Origin of the sequence: Pseudomonas sp. WS 5059, assembly GCF_012985525.1 — a bacterium.
Lineage (GTDB): Bacteria > Pseudomonadota > Gammaproteobacteria > Pseudomonadales > Pseudomonadaceae > Aquipseudomonas.
Genome location: NZ_JAAQWO010000002.1, coordinates 825299 through 844684, shown reverse-complemented (window position 1 = coordinate 844684; position 19386 = coordinate 825299). Strand labels below are relative to the sequence as shown.

General features: G+C 60.1%; 17 protein-coding genes. 5 read left to right on the top strand and 12 right to left on the bottom strand.

Annotated elements, in window-relative coordinates:
- Nucleotides 1-158: 158 nt before the first annotated feature.
- Both fadD1 and fadD2 read right to left on the bottom strand, forming a co-directional pair.
- Entirely contained in the window at nucleotides 159-1850 is a 1692-nt protein-coding gene (gene fadD1, locus HBO12_RS08590; RefSeq protein WP_170041926.1) for a long-chain-fatty-acid--CoA ligase FadD1, read from the bottom strand.
- Nucleotides 1851-2228: 378 nt separating this feature from the next.
- A complete protein-coding gene (fadD2, locus tag HBO12_RS08585; protein WP_170041925.1) occupies nucleotides 2229-3917 on the bottom strand; it encodes a long-chain-fatty-acid--CoA ligase FadD2 in 1689 nt (562 codons plus the stop codon).
- A 210-nt stretch (nucleotides 3918-4127) separates the two neighbouring features.
- Here fadD2 and HBO12_RS08580 point away from each other — a divergent pair, with 210 nt between their 5' ends.
- Nucleotides 4128-5072 (top strand): alpha/beta hydrolase, encoded by a 945-nt coding sequence (locus HBO12_RS08580; protein WP_170041924.1) that lies wholly within the window; start codon nucleotides 4128-4130, stop codon nucleotides 5070-5072.
- Between the two features lie 68 nt (nucleotides 5073-5140).
- On the top strand, nucleotides 5141-5611 hold the full coding sequence (locus tag HBO12_RS08575; protein WP_169955344.1) for a MaoC family dehydratase: 471 nt from the start codon (nucleotides 5141-5143) through the stop codon (nucleotides 5609-5611).
- Nucleotides 5612-5813: 202 nt separating this feature from the next.
- Here the strand turns inward: HBO12_RS08575 and HBO12_RS08570 are convergent, their stop codons facing one another.
- Nucleotides 5814-6281 (bottom strand): ferritin-like domain-containing protein, encoded by a 468-nt coding sequence (locus HBO12_RS08570; RefSeq protein ID WP_029296433.1) that lies wholly within the window; start codon nucleotides 6279-6281, stop codon nucleotides 5814-5816.
- A gap of 206 nt (nucleotides 6282-6487) precedes the next feature.
- Between HBO12_RS08570 and HBO12_RS08565 the strand changes: the two genes are divergently transcribed.
- Nucleotides 6488-6724: a DUF3820 family protein gene (locus tag HBO12_RS08565; protein WP_170041923.1), complete on the top strand. Its 237-nt coding sequence runs from the start codon at nucleotides 6488-6490 to the stop codon at nucleotides 6722-6724.
- Nucleotides 6725-6736: 12 nt separating this feature from the next.
- Nucleotides 6737-7909, top strand: a complete 1173-nt coding sequence (locus HBO12_RS08560) for an aminotransferase class V-fold PLP-dependent enzyme (protein ID WP_170041922.1) — start codon at nucleotides 6737-6739, stop codon at nucleotides 7907-7909.
- 460 nt (nucleotides 7910-8369) lie between these two features.
- Here the strand turns inward: HBO12_RS08560 and HBO12_RS08555 are convergent, their stop codons facing one another.
- Genes HBO12_RS08555 through zwf form a run of 3 tightly spaced genes read right to left on the bottom strand, consistent with a single transcriptional unit; the run spans nucleotide 8370 to nucleotide 11219 of the window.
- Nucleotides 8370-9035 carry a bifunctional 4-hydroxy-2-oxoglutarate aldolase/2-dehydro-3-deoxy-phosphogluconate aldolase gene (locus tag HBO12_RS08555; protein WP_169955346.1) on the bottom strand — a complete coding sequence of 222 codons (666 nt, stop codon included), beginning with the start codon at nucleotides 9033-9035 and terminating at the stop codon, nucleotides 8370-8372.
- Nucleotides 9036-9052: 17 nt separating this feature from the next.
- Entirely contained in the window at nucleotides 9053-9766 is a 714-nt protein-coding gene (pgl, locus tag HBO12_RS08550; protein WP_170041921.1) for a 6-phosphogluconolactonase, read from the bottom strand.
- The gene (gene zwf, locus HBO12_RS08545; RefSeq protein WP_170041920.1) at nucleotides 9753-11219 is read right to left on the bottom strand and encodes a glucose-6-phosphate dehydrogenase; all 1467 of its coding nucleotides are present in this window, start codon (nucleotides 11217-11219) and stop codon (nucleotides 9753-9755) included. Before zwf ends, pgl begins: the two co-directional genes overlap by 14 nt.
- Before the next feature lie 219 nt (nucleotides 11220-11438).
- Here zwf and HBO12_RS08540 point away from each other — a divergent pair, with 219 nt between their 5' ends.
- Nucleotides 11439-12299 carry a MurR/RpiR family transcriptional regulator gene (locus HBO12_RS08540; RefSeq protein WP_169851198.1) on the top strand — a complete coding sequence of 287 codons (861 nt, stop codon included), beginning with the start codon at nucleotides 11439-11441 and terminating at the stop codon, nucleotides 12297-12299.
- A 117-nt stretch (nucleotides 12300-12416) separates the two neighbouring features.
- Here the strand turns inward: HBO12_RS08540 and HBO12_RS08535 are convergent, their stop codons facing one another.
- The 6 genes from HBO12_RS08535 to HBO12_RS08510 form a co-directional block, all read right to left on the bottom strand.
- A complete protein-coding gene (locus HBO12_RS08535) occupies nucleotides 12417-13262 on the bottom strand; it encodes a D-hexose-6-phosphate mutarotase (RefSeq protein WP_170041919.1) in 846 nt (281 codons plus the stop codon).
- A gap of 161 nt (nucleotides 13263-13423) precedes the next feature.
- Nucleotides 13424-14770 (bottom strand): carbohydrate porin, encoded by a 1347-nt coding sequence (locus tag HBO12_RS08530; RefSeq protein ID WP_170041918.1) that lies wholly within the window; start codon nucleotides 14768-14770, stop codon nucleotides 13424-13426.
- A 178-nt stretch (nucleotides 14771-14948) separates the two neighbouring features.
- Entirely contained in the window at nucleotides 14949-16109 is a 1161-nt protein-coding gene (locus tag HBO12_RS08525) for an ABC transporter ATP-binding protein (RefSeq protein WP_169955351.1), read from the bottom strand.
- 2 nt (nucleotides 16110-16111) lie between these two features.
- A complete protein-coding gene (locus HBO12_RS08520) occupies nucleotides 16112-16954 on the bottom strand; it encodes a carbohydrate ABC transporter permease (RefSeq protein WP_169955352.1) in 843 nt (280 codons plus the stop codon).
- Entirely contained in the window at nucleotides 16947-17855 is a 909-nt protein-coding gene (locus HBO12_RS08515) for a carbohydrate ABC transporter permease (RefSeq protein WP_029296391.1), read from the bottom strand. Before HBO12_RS08515 ends, HBO12_RS08520 begins: the two co-directional genes overlap by 8 nt.
- Nucleotides 17856-18025: 170 nt before the next feature.
- Nucleotides 18026-19312 (bottom strand): ABC transporter substrate-binding protein, encoded by a 1287-nt coding sequence (locus HBO12_RS08510; protein WP_169955353.1) that lies wholly within the window; start codon nucleotides 19310-19312, stop codon nucleotides 18026-18028.
- Nucleotides 19313-19386 lie beyond the last annotated feature (74 nt).

The window sequence follows — 19386 nt, the reverse complement described above, 5'->3', positions numbered from 1 at the left end:
CGCGGGCAAGCCCGCTCCCACAGGGGGTTGTGCTGTACAGGAGTTTTGAGTGTGGCCCAGGAAAAATGGCTTGTCGGGTCGCCGCATCGCGGCGATAGCGGTGGGTCAGTCGAGACTCAGCGCCCAATAAAAAGCCCCGCATGCGCGGGGCTTTTTGTTTACTTCTTCAGGCCAAGCTTCTTCAGCTCTTCATCACGCAACTCGCGACGCAGGATCTTGCCCACGTTGGTGGTCGGCAGTGCCTCGCGGAACTCGACAGCCTTGGGCACTTTGTAGCCGGTGACGTTGGCGCGCATGTGCTCCATCACCTGCTCCTTGGTCAGGGTCGCGCCCGGCTTGACCACGATGAACAGCTTAATGTGCTCGCCCGACTTTTCGTCCGGTACACCAATGGCCGCGCATTGCAGTACGCCTGGCAGGCTTGCCAGCACGTCCTCCAGCTCGTTGGGGTAGACGTTGAAGCCGGAGACCAGAATCATGTCTTTCTTGCGGTCGACGATGCGCATGTAGCCGTCTGGCTGGATGATCGCGATATCACCGGTCTTCAACCAGCCTTCGCTGTCGAGCACTTCGGCGGTGGCGTCTTCACGCTGCCAATAGCCCTTCATCACTTGCGGGCCCTTGACGCACAGTTCGCCGATTTCACCCAGGGGCAACTCGACGCCCTCATCCGAGATGACTTTGCACAGGGTCGAAGGCACCGGGATGCCGATGGTGCCGATCTGGATATTCTGGATTGGGTTGACCGTGGCCACCGGGCTGGTTTCGGTCATGCCGTAGCCTTCGCAGATATTGCAGCCGGTCACGGCTTTCCAACGCTCGGCGGCCGCCAGTTGCAGGGCCATGCCGCCCGACAGGGTGACCTTGAGCGCAGAGAAATCCAGCTTGCGAAAGCCTTCGTTGTTGCACAGGGCCACGAACAAGGTGTTCAGGCCGACAAAACCGCTGAACTTCCACTTCGACAACTCCTTGACCATCGCCGGCAGGTCGCGCGGGTTGCTGATCAGGATGTTGTGGTTGCCGATCAGCATCATCGCCATGCAATGAAAGGTGAAGGCATAGATATGGTAAAGCGGCAGCGGCGTGATCAGGATTTCGCAACCTTCATTGAGGTTGGAGCCCATCAGCGCCTTGCATTGCAGCATGTTGGCTACCAGGTTGCGATGGGTCAGCATCGCGCCCTTGGCTACGCCGGTGGTGCCACCGGTGTATTGCAGCACGGCCACGTCTTCGCTGGCAGGGCTGGCGTCGGTGACAGGTTGACCATGGCCCTTGGCCAGGACGTCGTTGAACTTGATCGCCTGGGGCAAGTGATAGGCCGGGACCATTTTCTTCACGTACTTGATGACGCTGTTGATCAGCAGCCGCTTGAGCGGCGGCAACAGGTCAGCCACTTCGGTGACGATCACGTGCTTGACGCCAGTCTTGGGCACGACCTTTTCTGCCAGGTGCGCCATGTTGGCCAGGCAGATCAGGGCCTTGGCCCCGGAGTCGTTGAACTGGTGTTCCATTTCCCGCGCGGTGTACAGCGGGTTGGTGTTGACCACGATCAGGCCGGCACGGATGGCACCGAACACGGCGACCGGGTATTGCAAGAGGTTGGGCAGTTGCACGGCGATTCGATCACCGGGCTGCAAGTCGGTATGCTGTTGCAGGTACGCGGCAAAGGCACCGGACAATTCGTACAGCTCACCGTAGGTGATTGTCTTGCCCAGGTTGCTGAAAGCCGGTTTGTTGGCGAAGCGCTGGCAGGACTGTTTCAGTACCGCCTGAATATTTTGATACTCGTCTGGATTGATGTCTGCAGCAATCCCGGCGGGGTACTTATCCTTCCAAAAGTCTTCGATCATGGAAGCCCACTCCTCAGCGACGCGAATTCATTCACCGCATTTGATGCGATTATTATTTGTGTGTGTTTTTAGGTGATTCTGGCTGTTTCAAGCAGGCCGAGAGGTCACAAAGCGCGCCGAGAGTAGCAGCTTTGCAAAGGGCCGCCTAGAGCCAAAAGAAGGTCCTACAGTCATAAACATGACTCAAGAATATCCAGCAGTCACTTTTAGAGCAAAAATTCTATAAGCTGCAAAACAGCTCTACTTTAAGGGCGTACGCAGTAAATGTGGGAGCTGGCTTGCCTGCGATGGCGGCGGGCCAGTCGACGCATCCTTCGACTGATACACCGCCATCGTAGGCAAGCCAGCTCCCACATTTGAATCGTATTTCAATTGAGATCAGGCGATGTCGCGAAGCTCGCGCCGTAGGATTTTTCCCACCGGTGTCATCGGCAGCGAGTCCCGCAACACAATGTGCTTGGGCACTTTGTAGCCGGTGAAGTTGGCCTTGCAGTAGGTCTTCAGCTCCTCAAGGCTGACGCCCTGGGCCCGCGCCACCACGAACAGTTTCACCGCCTCGCCGGTACGCTCGTCCGGCACGCCGATCACTGCGCAGTTGGCGACGTTGGGGTGGGCCATCACCACATCCTCGATCTCGTTGGGGTACACATTGAAGCCCGAGACAATGATCAGGTCCTTCTTGCGATCGACAATGCGCACAAACCCGTCCGGGTCGATCACCGCAATATCGCCAGTCTTGAGCCAGCCTTCGGCGTCCAGGGTCTCGGCGGTGGCCGCCGGTTGCTGCCAGTAGCCCTTCATGACCTGCGGGCCCTTGATGCACAGCTCGCCCCGCTCACCCAGCGGCAACTCCTCGCTGGCGTCATCGATGACCTTCATCGCCGTGCCCGGCACCGGAATACCCACGGTGCCCAGGCGCGATTGATCACCGTAGGGGTTGGTGCTGGCCACCGGCGACGTTTCGGTCAGGCCGTAGCCTTCGCCGATGGAACAACCGGTGATCTGCTTCCAGCGCTCGGCCGTGGCCTTGACCAGGGCGGTGCCGCCGGAGTTGGTGATCTTCAGGTGGGAGAAGTCCAGGGTCTTGAAGTCCGGGTGTTCCATCAGCGCGACAAACAGCGTGTTGAGCCCCAGCAGCCCAGTGAACCGCCACTTCTTCAGTTCCTTGATAAAGCCGCCGATGTCCCGTGGATTGGTGATCAGCACGTTGTGGTTGCCGGTGACCATCATGCACATGCAGTTCGCGGTGAAGGCATAGATGTGGTACAGCGGCAGCGGCGCAATCATCACCTCCTGCCCTTCCTTGACCAGCGGATGCCCGTCTTCACGCAACTGGGACATGCACGCCCGCACCTGCTGCATATTCGCCACCAGGTTGCCGTGGGTGAGCATCGCGCCCTTGGCCAGGCCCGTGGTGCCGCCGGTGTATTGCAGCACGGCGATGTCATCGAGAGTCATCGGATGACGGGTCACGGCCAGGCCCGCGCCCATGCGCAAGGCGCGCTTGAACGACACCGCCCGAGGCAGGCTGTAGGCCGGGACCATTTTCTTCACCTTGTCGACCACGGTGTTGATCAGCCAACCCTTGGCGGCAGGCATGAAGTCGCCCATTTTTGCTTCGATCAGGTATTCGATCTCGGTGTCGGCCGCCACTTCCTGGACCCTGGAGCCGAACAGGTTGAGGTAGACCAGCCCACGAATGCCCGCGTCCTTGAACTGATGGCGCATTTCCCGCGGGGTGTACAGCGGGTTGGTGTTGACCACCACCAGCCCGGCGCGCAAGGCGCCGAACACGGCAATCGGGTAATGCAGGACGTTGGGCATCTGCACCGCGATACGGTCGCCCGGCTTGAGATCGGTGTGGTGCTGCAGGTAGCCGGCGAACGCCGCGCTCTGGCGCTCCAGGTCGGCGTAGGTCAGGGTGATCCCCATGTTGCTGAATGCCGGACGGTCGGCAAAGGCCTTGCAGGAACGCTCGAAGACTTCGATTACTGACTTGTACGCCGACAGGTCAAGCTCGTTGGGCACACCGGCCGCGCGTTTGTCATTCCAGAAATCAGGTTGCATTATTCTTGTCCTCTTACCCGAGTGTGCCCGACCGCTTCCGGCTGTTTATGGGAAGCGGAGCTTCGGGGACGTTAGCAGCTATGACCAAACAGGCAAATACACTAAAACGTGTCATTGATTGTATGAATCTTGCCCCTGAGGCCAAGGGTGATCAGACGCCCGCCCCCGGATGAGCTATACACTGCAACGACCCTGAGCAAAGGAAGCGCCATGAACCACACCACTTTCTGGCTGACCGCGAACGACCGCAGCCGCCTGTACGTCAACCAATGGCTACCGGACGGGCCGCCCACGGCACTGGTGATGTTGGCCCATGGCATGGCCGAGCACAGCGGCCGCTATGGGCGCCTGGCCCAGGCCCTGTGTGACGCAGGCTACGGTGTGTATGCCCCAGACCAGCGCGGCCACGGCCGTACGGCCGATGAAGGCACCCTGGGCCTGTTCGCCGAAAGCGATGGCTGGAACAAAGTGGTAGGTGACCTGGCCGCGCTCAACCAGCACATCGGCCAGCAGGCCCCCGGTGTGCCGATCATCCTGCTGGGCCACAGCATGGGCAGCTACATCGCCCAGGCCTATTTGCTGCATCACAGCGCCAGCCTGCATGGGGCGATTCTCAGTGGTTCGAATTTCCAGCCGGTGGCCCTGTACCGCGCCGCCCAACTGATCGCCCGCGCCGAACGCCTGCGCCAGGGCCTGCGGGGCCGTAGCGCGTTGATCGAGTTTCTATCGTTTGGCTCATTCAACAAGGCCTTCAAGCCTAACCGCACGGCATTCGACTGGCTGAGCCGCGACCCGGACGAGGTGGACAAGTACGTCAACGACCCCCTGTGCGGCTTTCGCTGCACCAACCAGCTGTGGATCGACCTGCTCGGCGGCTTGCAGCAAATCAGCAAAGCGTCCAATCTCAAACAGATTGATCCGGGCCTGCCGATTCTGGTGATGGGCGGCGAATGTGATCCGGTCAGTGAGGGCAAGCGTCTCACCCGTCTGGCTAACGCGCTGCGGCAGGCAGGCTGCCAGAACCTGCAAGTGAACATTTACCCGCAAGCACGCCACGAACTCTTCAATGAAACCACCCGTGATGCGGTCACCGCCGATGTGCTGGCATGGATGGCACAGGCCGTGGACCATCGAAGGCCTGCGCGCTGCGAGTGAACGCACAAATATTTTCGTTTAAAATCAACGAATTAAGATTATCGATTAGCCACAGGATGCACGATTAGATGACCCAGGTTACCAACACTCCGTACGACGCCCTCGAAGTTGGCCAGAAAGCCACCTACAGCAAAACCGTGGAAGAGCGCGATATCCAGCTGTTCGCGGCAATGTCCGGCGACCATAACCCGGTACACCTGGATGCCGAATTCGCCAAGGCGACCATGTTCAAGGAGCGTATCGCCCACGGCATGTTCAGCGGCGCCTTGATCAGCGCGGCAGTCGCCTGTGAGTTGCCTGGGCCGGGCACTATCTATATCGGCCAGCAGATGAGCTTCCAGAAGCCAGTGAAAATCGGCGACACCCTGACCGTACGTCTGGAAATCCTCGAGAAGCTGCCCAAGTTCCGCGTGCGGATTGCCACTCAGGTGTTCAACCAGCGTGATGAGTTGGTGGTGGATGGCGAAGCCGAGATCCTCGCGCCACGCAAACAGCAGGTTGTGACCTTGACCGAGTTGCCGGCGATCAGCATCGGCTGACCAGGCATGTGAAATAAAAAATGTGGGAGCGGGCTTGCCCGCGATGGCGTCATTTCAGTCGATACATACATCGACTGATCAACCGCTATCGCAGGCAAGCCAGCTCCCACATTTGTATCGGGGTGTACTCAAAAAACCGGTACGGCGCAACTACCTGTGAGAGCAGGCTTGCCCGCTCCCACATTTGTTACTGCACCGCGGTTCAGGACTGGGCGCGAGCCTGGTTACGCAGGGCTTTGACCTGGTCGTGATTGCGCTGTGCACCGTGGTACTGACGCTCAACCAGGTCACGAATACCCACCAGGTTGTGCTTGTTGATTTTCTCGATGGCTTCTTTATAAGCCTTCAATGCGTGGTCTTCACCGCGCTCGGCTTCGTTGAGCACGGCCTCTTCGTCCTTGCCTGTCACCAGCGACTTCACGTCCACCCAACCACGGTGCAGTGCACCGGCAACGCTGCCGGAATCTTCCGGGTCACCACCCAAGGCCCGCACGGCCGTTTGCAGTTCGGCAGCCGCCGTCGCGCAGTCTGCTGAACGCTTGGTGAACAGCGCCTTGAGCTCTGGATGCTTGATGTCTTCTGCGCAGGTCTTGAAGCCTTCCTGGCCGTCTTTACTGGTTTCGATCAGGTCATTGAGTACGGAGATCGATTCTTTGTTGATGTCAGTCATTTTTCAATTCCTTCGCGGGTTTAGAAACGTATTGGGGTAGTTGCAGCGCCCGTGCCAGGTCTTGAATTAATATTTAATCTTTTATTTTCAATAACTTATAAATACCAAGCAAATCTGTATCCGCTTTATTTGCATGATCTGTCATTTGGCCTTCATGCAGAATGCCTGTATTTTCCAAGGCACCCTCCTGATTGCCTGAAGCCCGTATGAACCCCGAAAAACTCGAACTGCTGATCACCCGCCAAATGCCGTTCGGCAAGTATAAGGGCAAGATCATTGCTGACCTGCCCGGCCCTTACCTGAACTGGTTTGCCCGCGAAGGATTCCCCCACGGCGAGTTGGGCGGCCTGCTGGCGTTGATGCAGGAAATCGACCACAACGGCCTGGCCGAACTGCTGGAACCGTTGCGCGCCAAACATGGCAAACCCGCCCCCCGCCACTAATCGAGCCTGACCATGCCCCACACCCGCGACGAGGCCTATTGGCAGGCCATTGCCCAGCGCTATGAGCTGGAGCCCGGCCCCATCAATCTGGAAAACGGCTACTTCGCCCGCATGAGCCGCGCGGTGCTGGCCCAGTATCAGGAGCACGTGGCATTTATCAATCGCAGCAACTCGGTGCATGTGCGCCAGCGCTTCGAGCAAGGGCAAGATGTCGAGATTCGCCGGCAGTTGGCCGAGTTGATCAATGTCGATCCAGAAGCCGTCGCCTTCACCCGCAATGCCACCGAAGCCCTGCAGTCGCTGATCCGCAACTACAACCGCCTGCAACCGGGTGACCAGGTGCTGATCAGCGACCTGGAATACGACACGGTCAAGGGCGCCATGCGCTGGCTCGCCGGCTACCGTGGGGTGGAGGTGATCGAAGTGTCCCACGCCCACCCGGCCAGTTTCGACAGCCTGGTGCATACCTATCGCGACACTTTCAGCCGTTACCCACGCCTGAAACTGATGGCCCTGACCTATGTCACCCACCGTACCGGCCTGGTGATGCCGGTCGAGGCCATCGCCCACGCGGCACGGGAGTATGGCGTCGAGATCATCCTCGATGGCGCCCACGCGTTGGGCCTGATCGACTTCGACCTGGACCGGCTGGGCATCTCGTTCGCCGGCTTCAACCTGCACAAGTGGATCGGTGCGCCGCTGACCCTGGGTTTTGTGTATATAGCCCCTGGGCGTCTGGCGGAAATTGATCCGGACATGGGCGAGTTCCATTACCCGGCAACCGATGTGCGCGCCCGTACGCCCTACAGCACACCGAACTTTCCGGCGCTGATGACCTTGCCGCTGGTGTTCGAAGAGCATCGGGCCCTGGGCGGTGCGCAGGCCAAGGGCGCGCGGTTGAGTTACCTGCGTGACCTGTGGGTGAGCCAGGTGCGGCCATTGCCGGGGATCGAGGTAGTGACCCCGGATGATCCACGGTTGTATTGCGCGATTACCGCGTTCAAATTCAGCGGGCGCGATCAGCAAGTGATGGCGGATCGATTGCTAGCTGAGCACAACCTGTTTACCACCCTGCGCAGTGGCGCGGCGTTTGGTACCTGCATACGGGTGACGCCGGGGTTGGTGACGTCGGCGGCGGACATCGGCGTGCTGGTCAATGCGATTACCGAGCTGAACACTGATTAAAATGTGGGAGCTGGCTTGCCTGCGATGGCGGTGTATCAGTCGATGAATCTGTTGGCTGACCTGCCGTCATCGCAGGCAAGCCAGCTCCTACAGGGGAATGCAGCTCCGCGCTCTGGTTCTGCTGTTGCTGTTGCTCTGTTTTTGATCTGGTTTTTGATCTTAGGCGCCCCGTCAAACCACGATGGCCGCAGGCAGTGGACTTTGGCGCTTCTCCAAAGTGAGCCGCCGTAAGGGCGGAACCCTAAGTGGCCGTTACCGCAGCAATGGATATGTACACAGACCGAGAAGAGAGTTGTGTAGATACCTATGGCCATCGCAGGCAAGCCAGCTCCCACACAAGCCACCCCCATTTGGGTTACGGTGATATTTCGCTTTTCTATAGGCAAAAAAAAGCGGCGCACCGACCAAGTGCGCCGCAAACATGCCGTGAAGCACAGCAACAACGATTCAGTAAATCAGATCAATCCAGCAGCGCCAGCGCCTGGGCGGTGACTTCCTGGATGCGCGCCCAGTCGCCGTTCTTGATCCACTCCGGATCAAGCATCCAGCTACCGCCCACACACATCACGTTTTTCAACGCCATGTAGTGTTTGATGTTGGCCGGGCCAACGCCGCCAGTGGGGCAGAATTTCACTTCGCCAAACGGGCCGCCCAGGGCCTTGATGGCCGCTACGCCGCCGCTGACTTCCGCCGGGAACAGCTTGAAGCGGCGATAACCCAGGCCATAGCCTTCCATGATGCCGGAGGCATTGCTGATGCCGGGCAGCAGCGGGATCGGGCTGTCGACACTGGCTTCAAGCAGGTCGCGGGTAATGCCGGGGGTGACGATAAACTGCGAACCCGCCGCCTCGGCCGCCGCCAGCATGGTGCGATCGAGCACCGTGCCCGCGCCCGTCACCAACTCCGGACGCTGCTCGCGCAGGACCTGGATGGCCTTGAGCCCGAACTGCGAACGCAGGGTCACTTCCAGCGCGGTCAAGCCACCCGCCGCCAGGGCATCGGCCAGGGGCAGAATGTCCTGTTCGCGGGCAATGGTGATCACCGGCAGGATCCGCGCCTTGGCGCAGAGGCTGTCGATCAGGGCAACTTTATCCGCCATGGACACGGTCGGGTGAGGGCTTTTCATAGCGGCTGATCCTTGGCTCATGGGCACCAGTAAATCTCTAGAGTAGGTTGCAAAAACGCGCGAATCGGCATGCCGGCAACATCGTCGCCGGCCAGCGCTTCGCTCAGGGTGTGGAGTTTCGAGTCGCCGGCAATCGACAACACGGTGTAACGGGCACTGGCCAACAGCGCACGACTCATGGTCAGGCGCTGATGGGGCACGCTCGGCGCCAGCATCGGCCAGCACCGGCGCGTGCCATCGGGCTGCAGCGCTTGGGCCAGGTTCGGGCTGTTGGGGAACAACGACGCGGTGTGCCCGTCATCGCCCATGCCCAGCACCAGCACATCGATCGCCGGCAGTTCGGCCAGCAGGCGATCGGCTTGTTCGGCGGCGCCGTCCAGGTTCGCCGCGGCACTGTAGAGGCTCAAAAATCTGGCCTTGGCCGCCGGGCCTTGCAGCAGATGTTTCTTCAGCAGGCCGGCGTTGCTGTCGGCATGTTCCACCGGCACCCAGCGCTCGTCGGCCAGGGTGATAGTCACCTTGGACCAGTCCAGGCCCTGCTTGGCCAGATTCTGGAAAAACGCCACCGGGCTGCGGCCACCGGACACCACCAGGATGGCTGCGCCACGGGCGCTGATGGCCGCGCGCAGTTGTTCGGCCACGTCATTGGCCAAGCCTTCGGCCAGCAGCACTGGCGTGCGGAACTCATGAGGTGTTACGCCCTGGGGCAGTTGCAAATCAGATATCGCCATACCACGACCTCCCATCCCGCGTGATCAGTGCAATGGAGCTCATCGGCCCCCAGGAACCCGCCGCGTACGGCTTGGGTGCATCACCGGACTTTTTCCACCCGGCGATCAACTGGTCACACCACTTCCACGCGGCTTCGATTTCATCTTTACGCACAAACAGGTTCTGATTGCCGCGCATCACTTCCAGCAACAACCGCTCGTAGGCATCGGGAATCCGCGTGCTACGGTAGGTGTCGGAAAAATTCAGTTGCAGTGGCCCACTGCGCAGTTGCATGCCCTTGTCCAGGCCCTGCTCCTTGGTCATCACGCGCAAGGAAATCCCTTCGTCCGGTTGCAGGCGGATGATCAGCTTGTTGCTGATCTGCAGGCGCTGCTCGGGGGCGAAGATATAGTGGGACGGTTCCTTGAAGTGGATGACGATCTGCGACAGTTTTTGCGGCATGCGCTTGCCGGTACGCAGGTAGAACGGCACCCCGGCCCAACGCCAGTTGCGGATATCGGCACGCAGGGCAACGAAGGTCTCGGTGTCGCTCTGGGTGTTGGAGTTTTCTTCTTCCAGGTAACCCGGCACCGGCTTGCCGGCGCTGTACCCAGCGATGTACTGGCCGCGTACCACCTGGGTGGTCAGGCCTTCCGGGCTGATCGGCGCCAGTGCCTTGAGCACCTTGACCTTCTCGTCACGGATGCTGTCGGCGGACAAGTCGGCCGGCGGGTCCATGGCGATCAGGCAGAGCAGTTGCAACAAATGATTCTGGATCATGTCCCGCAGTTGCCCGGCCTTGTCGAAATAACCCCAGCGGCCTTCGATCCCCACTTGCTCGGCCACAGTGATTTCCACGTGGGAGATGTAGTGCTGGTTCCACTGGGTTTCAAACAGGCTGTTGGCAAAACGCAGGGCGATCAGGTTTTGAACCGTCTCTTTGCCCAGGTAGTGGTCGATGCGGTAGGTGCGGTTTTCCGGGAAAAACTGCGCCACGGCGTCGTTGACCTTGCGCGAGGATTCCAGGTCCGAGCCGATGGGCTTTTCCAGGACCACGCGGGTATTTTCCGCCAGGCCGACCTTGGACAGGTTCTCGCAGATCGCGCCATACACCGCCGCCGGGGTGGCGAAGTAGGCGATCAGGCGTTGTTCGGTGCCGGCCTTGGCGGCCAGGGCCACGTAGTCATCGGCATTCATGAAATCGACGTGCACATACGCCAGGCGCGCCAGGAAGCGCGTGGCCACCGCTTCATCCAGCTCTTGGCCGACGTATTTGCGCAGTTCGTGCTCGATGTGGTCCAGGTGCTGCTGCTCGGAACCGGCTTCGCGGGCCAGGGCCAGGATGCGGGTGTCGGCGTGCAAGAGGCCGGCGCCATCGAGTTGGTAGAGGGCAGGAAATAACTTGCGCAGCGCCAGATCACCCAAGGCGCCAAACAGGGCAAAGGTGCAGGGTTCCACGGTTATCGAAGGCATGATGTTTGTTCTTTTATCAAGTTAAGCTACAAATACCTTTTTTCAAGGCATCACTCAAGGAAAAATGTAGTAATAACCACAACATTTTCCCAAAATACGCATTGCGAGTGGTGGTGTTCAACTACCCTCAGTAGGATAGGCCACCGCCAAGGGCCGCTCGTCGACCTTTTACTGGCCCTTACTTGCATCGTCGCCCGAAGGAAAGACTGAATGGACCGCGTGCGAAATCTTCTGGAACAGATCCGGAACCGCCTCGAAGAATTGAACAAGGCCGAGAAAAAAGTCGCCGAGGTCATCCTGCTCAACCCACAGCAGGCGACCCGCTTCTCGATCGCCGCCCTCGCCCAAGCCGCCTCGGTCAGTGAACCGACGGTCAACCGTTTCTGCCGTTCGTTCGGCGTCAGCGGCTACCCTGAACTGAAACTGCAGCTGGCGCAAAGCCTGGCCAGTGGCGCCGCCTATGTCAGCCGTGCAGTGGAGGCTGATGATAACCCCGAGGCCTACACGCAGAAGATTTTTGGCAGCGCCATTGCCTCATTGGACAGCGCCTGCCAGGCCCTGGACCCGAACCTGATCAGCAAGGCCGTGGACCTGCTGATCCAGGCGCGGCAGATCCACTTCTTCGGCCTCGGCGCCTCGGCACCGGTGGCCATGGATGCCCTGCACAAGTTCTTCCGTTTCAACCTGTCGGTGACGGCCCATGCGGACGTGCTGATGCAACGGATGATTGCCTCGGTGGCGCATACCGGCGAACTGTTCGTGATCATTTCCTACACCGGCCGCACCCGCGAGCTGGTGGAAGTGGCGCGCATCGCCCGGGAAAACGGCGCCTCGGTGCTCGGCGTGACTGCCGAGAACTCGCCACTGGCCAAGGCCAGTACGGTGAGCCTGAACATCCCGTTGCCGGAAGACACCGACATCTATATGCCGATGACCTCGCGGATCATTCAGTTGACGGTGCTGGATGTGCTGGCCACCGGCATGACCTTGCGCCGTGGCGTGGATTTCCAGCCCCATCTGCGCAAGATCAAGGAAAGCTTGAATGACAGCCGGTATCCGGTTGGCGATGAATTCAACTAAAGCTGAAGTTTCTACCGGCAGTCACGGCCTCATCGCGGGCATGCCCGCCCCCACAGGCTGACCGAGTTCTACCTTGTGGGAGCGGGCTTGCCCGCGATGAGGCCCTGGGCAACGCCGCTAAACCCCCGCCCGGGCCTGCAAACTCAAATGCGCCCTCTCCCCCGGCGCCAGGCTGGCCCCGGCCATGGCCGACTCGACACACACAAACCCCGCCGCCTCGTTAAAGCTCACCCCCAGCAACGGCCGGCTGCCCGGATGCCAGACCACCGTGTCGGCACTGTCGCCAGTGTCGATGCACAGTTCGCGCTGCCAGGCGTGGTCCTTGAGCTGCAATTCGCCCTCATGCTGGAACACCCGCTGGCAGCCGCCATCGACGCGCAGCTCACCTTCCTGCTGGCAAACCTGGCGACTCAACTGGTCGTAACCCTGTGCCCCGTCGAGTCCAGACAGCGCTACCTCGCCAACGTTGCCGATCCGCCAATAAGCATGCAACGCATGGCTCAATTGGCACGGCAGCTCGTCCTGGTGCTCGGTGCTCAGGCGCAGCTCCAGGCTTTCGCCCAGGTGCGCATGCAGGTCCACCTGCCAATCGCACAGTTGCAATTGCCAGTGCAGGCGCACGCCGTCGTCGTCGGTGCTGCTGTCCAGCAGTTTCCAGTCAATCAAGCGTGCCCAACCATGGGACGGCCAGGCGTTTTCGCTGGGATGGCGGCCATACCAAGGCCAGCACACCGGCACACCGCCACGGATCGCCCCGACTTGCGGCCACTTTGCCGCGCACCACAGCCATGGCTTCTGGCCTGCGGGTTGGAAGTGCAGCAACTGCGCACCCTGACGGCTGAACACCGCCTGGCACCGCGGATGATCGATCACCAGCACGTCGCGCATCTGGAAGCGCTCCCAGGCGAATACCGGCTGCTCGCGCAGGGATTTGAAAAAGCGTTGCAGCGGATGCTCATGCATGTGCCACGGTCCTGTAGATCACTATCGCTCACCTCTTGGGTGAACCTGTGGAAGCTGGCTGGCCGGCTCCCACATGAGTTATGCGCACCAACCCAAAAAAAAGCGGATAGCCATGGCTACCCGCAAATGCGCACAGAGAGAAGGAGCTTATCGCAACCGTGTTAGAACACCGACTGAATTTTCAGACCGGCGACCAAGGCATTGTCGACTTTATCCACGCCACCTGGGTGGGTGACGTATTGCAGGTTGGGACGCACGGTCAACCAGTTGGTCACGTGGAAGCCGTAGTTGATTTCGTAGTTGTACTCGGTGCTGCGCAGTGGCGCATAACCTACCTGGCTGTAATCGGTGAACCCGCCAGCTTCGTTCAACAGCTCGGCGTTCTTGCGCACGTCATCGTTGACATGCAGGCGCGCAGCGCCAATGCCCACGTCATCTTTTGGACGCGCATCGAATGGGCCCTTGTACACCAGCATGATCGACTGATAGTTGTCGACCGTGTTGGTTTCCTTGTCGTGGAAGGTGGCGTTGGCCGCAATGTTCAGGCCGCGGGATGCGTCGCCGTTATGGGTGGTGAGTTGCTGTTGCGCAACGAACCAGTAGCCCTTTTTGCTGCTGCGGGTACGGTAGTCTGCGCCAGTGGTGGCCGCATTGTCGCCGTTGACGTCTTCACGTACATCGGGAGCATCGGCGGCGCTCTTGTAGTAACCCACACGGTATTCGCCCGGCAGGTTGTTGACCTTCGGCGACCAGACCAACTCCACCGGGATCACTGTACCTTTGGTGCCACTGCCGCTGAGCTTGAAGCCGTTGCCGTGTTCCAGCTGCGAGGGGTTCTGGTTGTACGCACCGATCTGCGCATACAGCTCTGGCGTGATGTTGTACTTCACGCGGATCGCGGCCTGGCTGACCGGCCAGTTGTACCAGGTGTTGACGTAGTTACCCACTTGGGAACCACAGAACGACAGGTTCTGGAAGTCGCACGGGAAGGTATTGAAGTCTTCGCCCTCACCGAAATAACCGAGTTTCACATCCAGCTTGTTGTCGAACATCTGGTGCTGAATCCAGAACTGGGTCAGGCGCACCATATGGCCACGGCCGTACACTTCTTGAGACGAACTCAGGGTGCTTGCACGTGGGTCGCCAATACGGTCATTGGAGATGTTGCGGCCGTTACGGCTGGTCATCTGGATCTTGGCCTGGGTGTTGTCCCAGCCCCAGAGCTTTTGCAGGTCCAGCGCTACGCCGAGGCCGAACTGGTCAGCATAACGACCGGTCTTGTCATCGTTGTAGCCGCCGTGGGCGTTGTAGCCCGCTTCCCCAACGTAGTCGGCCTTGATGTCGATACCCTGCTCGATCAGCTTGGTCCGCTCGCCGCCCCAATCGCCGGTCATCCACTTGGAATCGGCACTGAACGCTTCGTCTGCCATCGCATTGGCAGACAAAACCAGCGCTGCCACTGCTGACAACTGGCAGATCAAGCGAGTGTTGTTATGTTGCTTTTTCATCCCTACATCCTCGTCTTTATTGTTATTAACTGTTTTTATCTAACGCGGTTTACAGCTATTTCCGAAACATCCACATCGAATGTGTGGGAGCGGGCTTGCTCGCGATGGCATCACCGCGGTGTATCTGCAAGTCCGAGTCGCCTGTATCGCGGGCAAGCCTGCTCCCACATTTTGATTTTCAGCGGCCCTTGAATTGGGTCACGTTGTCGGCATGCTGCTGTGCCGGCTGCATAGCTGCGGTGCCCAGGCGTTCGCCGGTCTTGGCGTCGAACAGCAGCACCTTGGCCGGATCGAACTGCAAGGTCAGGCTCTCGCCCACTTGCGGCGCTACGTCCGGCGCCAGGCGGCAGCAGACCTTGGTGTCATTGAGCTGCACGAACACCAGGGTGTCCGGGCCGGTCGGCTCGGTCACCTGGACTTCAGCGCGAATGCTCGGCAGGCCATTGCCCTCGCCGCTGGCCAGGACAATTTGCTCCGGGCGCAGGCCAAGGATCACGTCGCGGTCTTCAAGACCCGCGTCGTTCATGCCCAATGGCAACTCGCAACGCGCCTGGCCGCTGTCGAGCAGGGCCAGCAGGCGGCCTTCCTTGCGTTGCAGGCGCAGGGGGATGAAGTTCATCGGCGGCGAGCCGATAAAGCTCGCCACAAACAGGTTGGCCGGATCGTTGTAGATGTCTTTGGGCGTGCCGAACTGCTGGATGATGCCGTCCTTCATCACCGCCACTTTGTCGCCCAGGGTCATGGCTTCGATCTGGTCGTGGGTCACATAGACCGTGGTGGTTTTCAGGCGTTGGTGCATCAGTTTCATTTCGGTGCGCATCTCGACCCGCAGCTTGGCGTCGAGGTTGGACAGCGGCTCGTCGAACAGATAGATCTTCGGCCGCCGCGCCAGCGCCCGGCCCATGGCCACGCGCTGTTGCTGGCCACCGGAGAGCTGGCCCGGCTTGCGATTGAGCAGGTGTTCGATCTGCAGCAACTTGGCCACCCGCGCCACTTCCTCGTCGATGGCCGCCTGGCTCATCTTGCGGATCTTCAGGCCGAATTCGATGTTCTCGCGCACGCTCATGGTCGGGTACAGCGCGTAGGACTGGAACACCATGGCGATGTCCCGGTCCTTGGGGCTCATGCCGCTGACGTCCTGGTCACCGATCATGATCGCGCCGCCGCTGATGTTTTCCAGGCCGGCGATGCAGTTCATCAAGGTGGACTTGCCGCAGCCCGAAGGCCCGACGAGGATCAGGAACTCACCGTCCTTGATCGACAGTTCGATGTTCTTCAAGGTATCCGGCAGGCCGGCACCATAGGTCTTGTTTACGTTGCGAAGTTCGAGCGTAGCCATGATTACCCCTTGACCGCGCCAGCCGTGAGGCCGCGCACGAAATACTTGCCTGCGACCACATAGACCAGCAGGGTCGGCAGCCCGGCGATCATCGCCGCCGCCATATCAACGTTATATTCCTTGGCCCCGGTGCTGGTATTGACCAGGTTGTTCAGCGCCACCGTGATGGGCTGCGAATCACCGCTGGAGAACACCACGCCAAACAGGAAGTCGTTCCAGATCTGGGTGAACTGCCAGATCAGGCAGACCATGATGATCGGCGTCGACATCGGCAGGATGATCCGACGGAAGATGGTGAAAAATCCCGCGCCATCCAGGCGCGCAGCCTTGACCAGCGCATCCGGAATGCTCACGTAGTAGTTACGGAAGAACAGCGTGGTAAACGCCAGGCCGTAGACCACGTGCACAAACACCAGGCCCGTGGTGGTGCTGGCCAGGCCCATCTTGCCGAGGGTGAACGAGGCCGGCAGCAAGACGGTCTGGAACGGCAGGAAGCAGCCGAACAACAACAGCCCGAAGAACAACTGCGAACCGCGAAAACGCCACATCGACAGCACGTAGCCGTTCAATGCGCCGATGGTGGTGGAGATCAGCACCGCGGGGATGGTGATCATGAACGAGTTCCAGAAGTACCCGTTCACCGTGGCCCAGGCCTTGACCCAGCCAATCCCGGTAATCACCGTCGGCCAGCTCAGCAGGTTGCCGGTGCTGATGTCTTCCGGGGTCTTGAAGCTGGTCAGCAGCATGACCACCAGCGGCACCAGGTACAGCACCACGGCCAGGATCAGCACCCCATGGATCGCCAGGCGGCTGAAGCTGATGGAAGGTTTGGCGAGACTAGTCATGGCGCTTGGTCCTCAGCTCGGAGTACAGGTAAGGCACGATGATCGCAAGGATCGCGCCGAGCATCAGGATCGCACTGGCCGAGCCCATGCCCATCTGGCCGCGGCTGAAGGTGAAGGAGTACATGAACATCGCCGGCAGGTCGGACGAGTAGCCAGGACCACCGGCCGTCATCGCGGCCACCAGGTCGAAGCTCTTGATGGCAATGTGCGCGAGGATCATTACCGCGCTGAAGAACACCGGGCGCAGGCTGGGCAGCACCACGCTCCAGTAGATGCGCGGCAGGCTGGCGCCATCGATCTGCGCGGCACGGATGATCGACTGATCAACCCCACGCAGGCCGGCGAGGAACATCGCCATGATAAAACCCGAGGCTTGCCATACCGCCGCAATCACCAGGCAATACACCACACGATCCGGATCGATCAGCCAGTCCAGGCGAAAGCCTTCCCAGCCCCAGTCGCGCAGCAGTTTGTCCAGGCCCATGCCGGGGTTGAGCAGCCATTTCCAGGCGGTACCGGTGACGATCATCGAGAGCGCCATCGGATACAGGTAGATGGTGCGAATAAAACCTTCGCGACGGATGCGCTGGTCGAGAAATACCGCCAGCAACACGCCGATCACCAGGGTGATGCCGATAAACATGCCGCCGAACAGCGCCAGGTTTTTGCTCGCCACCCACCAGCGGTCGTTGTCGAACAACCGCGCGTATTGCGCAAGGCCCACCCATTTATAGGTGGGCAGGAAGGTGGAGTTGGTGAACGACAGTACGAACGTCCACAGGATGTAGCCATAGAAGCCCACCAGGACGATGAACATGCTCGGGGCCAGCACCAGTTTGGGGAGCCAGCGCTGCAATGCATCGAACGGCGAGGCCTTGCTGAACACAGCAACAGAACTCATGGGGAAATCCAGGGCAGGGAGTAAGGGGCTAACGGATAACCTTGTGGGGGCCGGCTTCATGTGGGCGCTGGCTTGCCTGCGATGGCATCACCTGGGTGTCACTGCTACACCGAGGCGCCTGCATCGCGGGCAAGCCCGCTCCCACACTGAAACCGATTCCCCCTCAGGGGTTACTTGGCAGACTTGACCGCTGCGCCAAGTTTCTTGGCGGTGTCGGCCGGGTCGGCTTTCGGGTCGTTGATGAAGTTGGTCACCACATCAAAGAACGCACCCTGTACCGCCAGCGTGGTCGCCATGTTGTGCGCCATGCTCGGCTGCAAGCCACCGGACTTGGCATCCACCAGGAAGTCCTTGGCCGCCGTCTGGGCGCAGCTGTCGAAGCCGTACTTGGCCATATCGCCGAGCATGTCGTTGCGCACCGGGATCGAGCCTTTGTTGATGCTGAAGACCTTCTGGAAGTTCTCGCCCAGCACCACCTTGGCGATGTCCTGCTGACCGGCCGAGGTGCCGGCATCTTTCTGCTTGAACACCGCCAGGGAGTCGATGTTGTAGGTGAAGGCCTTGTCGGTGCCCGGGAAGGCTACGCACTCGTAGTCCTTGCCGGCGACTTTCTTGGCAGCGGTCCATTCGCTCTTGGCCCAGTCACCCATGATCTGCATGCCGGCCTTGCCGTTGATGACTTTGGCGGCTTCCAGGTTCCAGTCCTGGCCCTTGCCGTCGGCATCCATATAGGTGGCGACTTTTTTCAGCTCGGTCAGCGCCTTGACCATGTCGGGGCCGGTCAGGGTCGCGTTGTCGAGGTCGACCAGGGCTTTCTTGTAGCCATCCACGCCCATGACCGAGAGCACTACGGCTTCAAATACCGTGCTGTCCTGCCAAGGCTGGCCACCATGGGCGAGCGGGATGAAGCCTGCGGCCTTGAGCTTGTCGCCGGCGGCGTAGAATTCTTCGAGGGTCGTAGGGTTTTTGCTGATGCCGGCTTTCTTGAAGACTTCCGGGTTGATCCACAGCCAGTTGACGCGGTGGATATTCACCGGCACGGCGACGTAATCACCTTCGTACTTCACCGTGTCGGAGACTTTCTTGTCGAGCAGATCGTCCCACTTCTCGGCCTTGGCCACGTCCTTCAAGACATCGGTGTCGAGCAGCCCGGTGGACGCCCATTCCTGGATGTCGGGGCCTTTGATCTGGGCTACGCCTGGCGGGTTGCCGGCGACCGCGCGGCTTTTCAGCACGGTCATGGCAGTGGCGCCACCGCCGCCTGCAACGGCCCCGTCTTTCCAGGTAAAACCGTCTTTCTCAACTTGGGCCTTCAGGACATCCACCGCCGCCTTCTCACCGCCCGAGGTCCACCAATGCACAACTTCAACCGTCCCTTTCGAGTCGGCGGCAAATGCACTGAGGGGAAACAACGAGGCAATGGAAATAGCAACGGCGAGGCGATTAATCGCGTTCATCTGAGTACCTTTTTCTTGTTGTTATGCATGCAAGTCTGGAGCTTGCGCTGCATAGGATTCTAAACAGGGATTTT

Coding starts and splice junctions, on each gene's coding strand:
- HBO12_RS08510 (WP_169955353.1), bottom strand. CDS start 19,312: ATGAACGCGATTAATCGCCTCGCCGTTGCTATTTCCATTGCCTCGTTG.
- HBO12_RS08570 (WP_029296433.1), bottom strand. CDS start 6,281: ATGACTGACATCAACAAAGAATCGATCTCCGTACTCAATGACCTGATC.
- fadD1 (WP_170041926.1), bottom strand. CDS start 1,850: ATGATCGAAGACTTTTGGAAGGATAAGTACCCCGCCGGGATTGCTGCA.
- HBO12_RS08575 (WP_169955344.1), top strand. CDS start 5,141: ATGACCCAGGTTACCAACACTCCGTACGACGCCCTCGAAGTTGGCCAG.
- fadD2 (WP_170041925.1), bottom strand. CDS start 3,917: ATGCAACCTGATTTCTGGAATGACAAACGCGCGGCCGGTGTGCCCAAC.
- HBO12_RS08535 (WP_170041919.1), bottom strand. CDS start 13,262: ATGCATGAGCATCCGCTGCAACGCTTTTTCAAATCCCTGCGCGAGCAG.
- HBO12_RS08520 (WP_169955352.1), bottom strand. CDS start 16,954: ATGACTAGTCTCGCCAAACCTTCCATCAGCTTCAGCCGCCTGGCGATC.
- HBO12_RS08580 (WP_170041924.1), top strand. CDS start 4,128: ATGAACCACACCACTTTCTGGCTGACCGCGAACGACCGCAGCCGCCTG.
- HBO12_RS08560 (WP_170041922.1), top strand. CDS start 6,737: ATGCCCCACACCCGCGACGAGGCCTATTGGCAGGCCATTGCCCAGCGC.
- HBO12_RS08555 (WP_169955346.1), bottom strand. CDS start 9,035: ATGAAAAGCCCTCACCCGACCGTGTCCATGGCGGATAAAGTTGCCCTG.
- zwf (WP_170041920.1), bottom strand. CDS start 11,219: ATGCCTTCGATAACCGTGGAACCCTGCACCTTTGCCCTGTTTGGCGCC.
- HBO12_RS08530 (WP_170041918.1), bottom strand. CDS start 14,770: ATGAAAAAGCAACATAACAACACTCGCTTGATCTGCCAGTTGTCAGCA.
- pgl (WP_170041921.1), bottom strand. CDS start 9,766: ATGGCGATATCTGATTTGCAACTGCCCCAGGGCGTAACACCTCATGAG.
- HBO12_RS08565 (WP_170041923.1), top strand. CDS start 6,488: ATGAACCCCGAAAAACTCGAACTGCTGATCACCCGCCAAATGCCGTTC.
- HBO12_RS08515 (WP_029296391.1), bottom strand. CDS start 17,855: ATGAGTTCTGTTGCTGTGTTCAGCAAGGCCTCGCCGTTCGATGCATTG.
- HBO12_RS08525 (WP_169955351.1), bottom strand. CDS start 16,109: ATGGCTACGCTCGAACTTCGCAACGTAAACAAGACCTATGGTGCCGGC.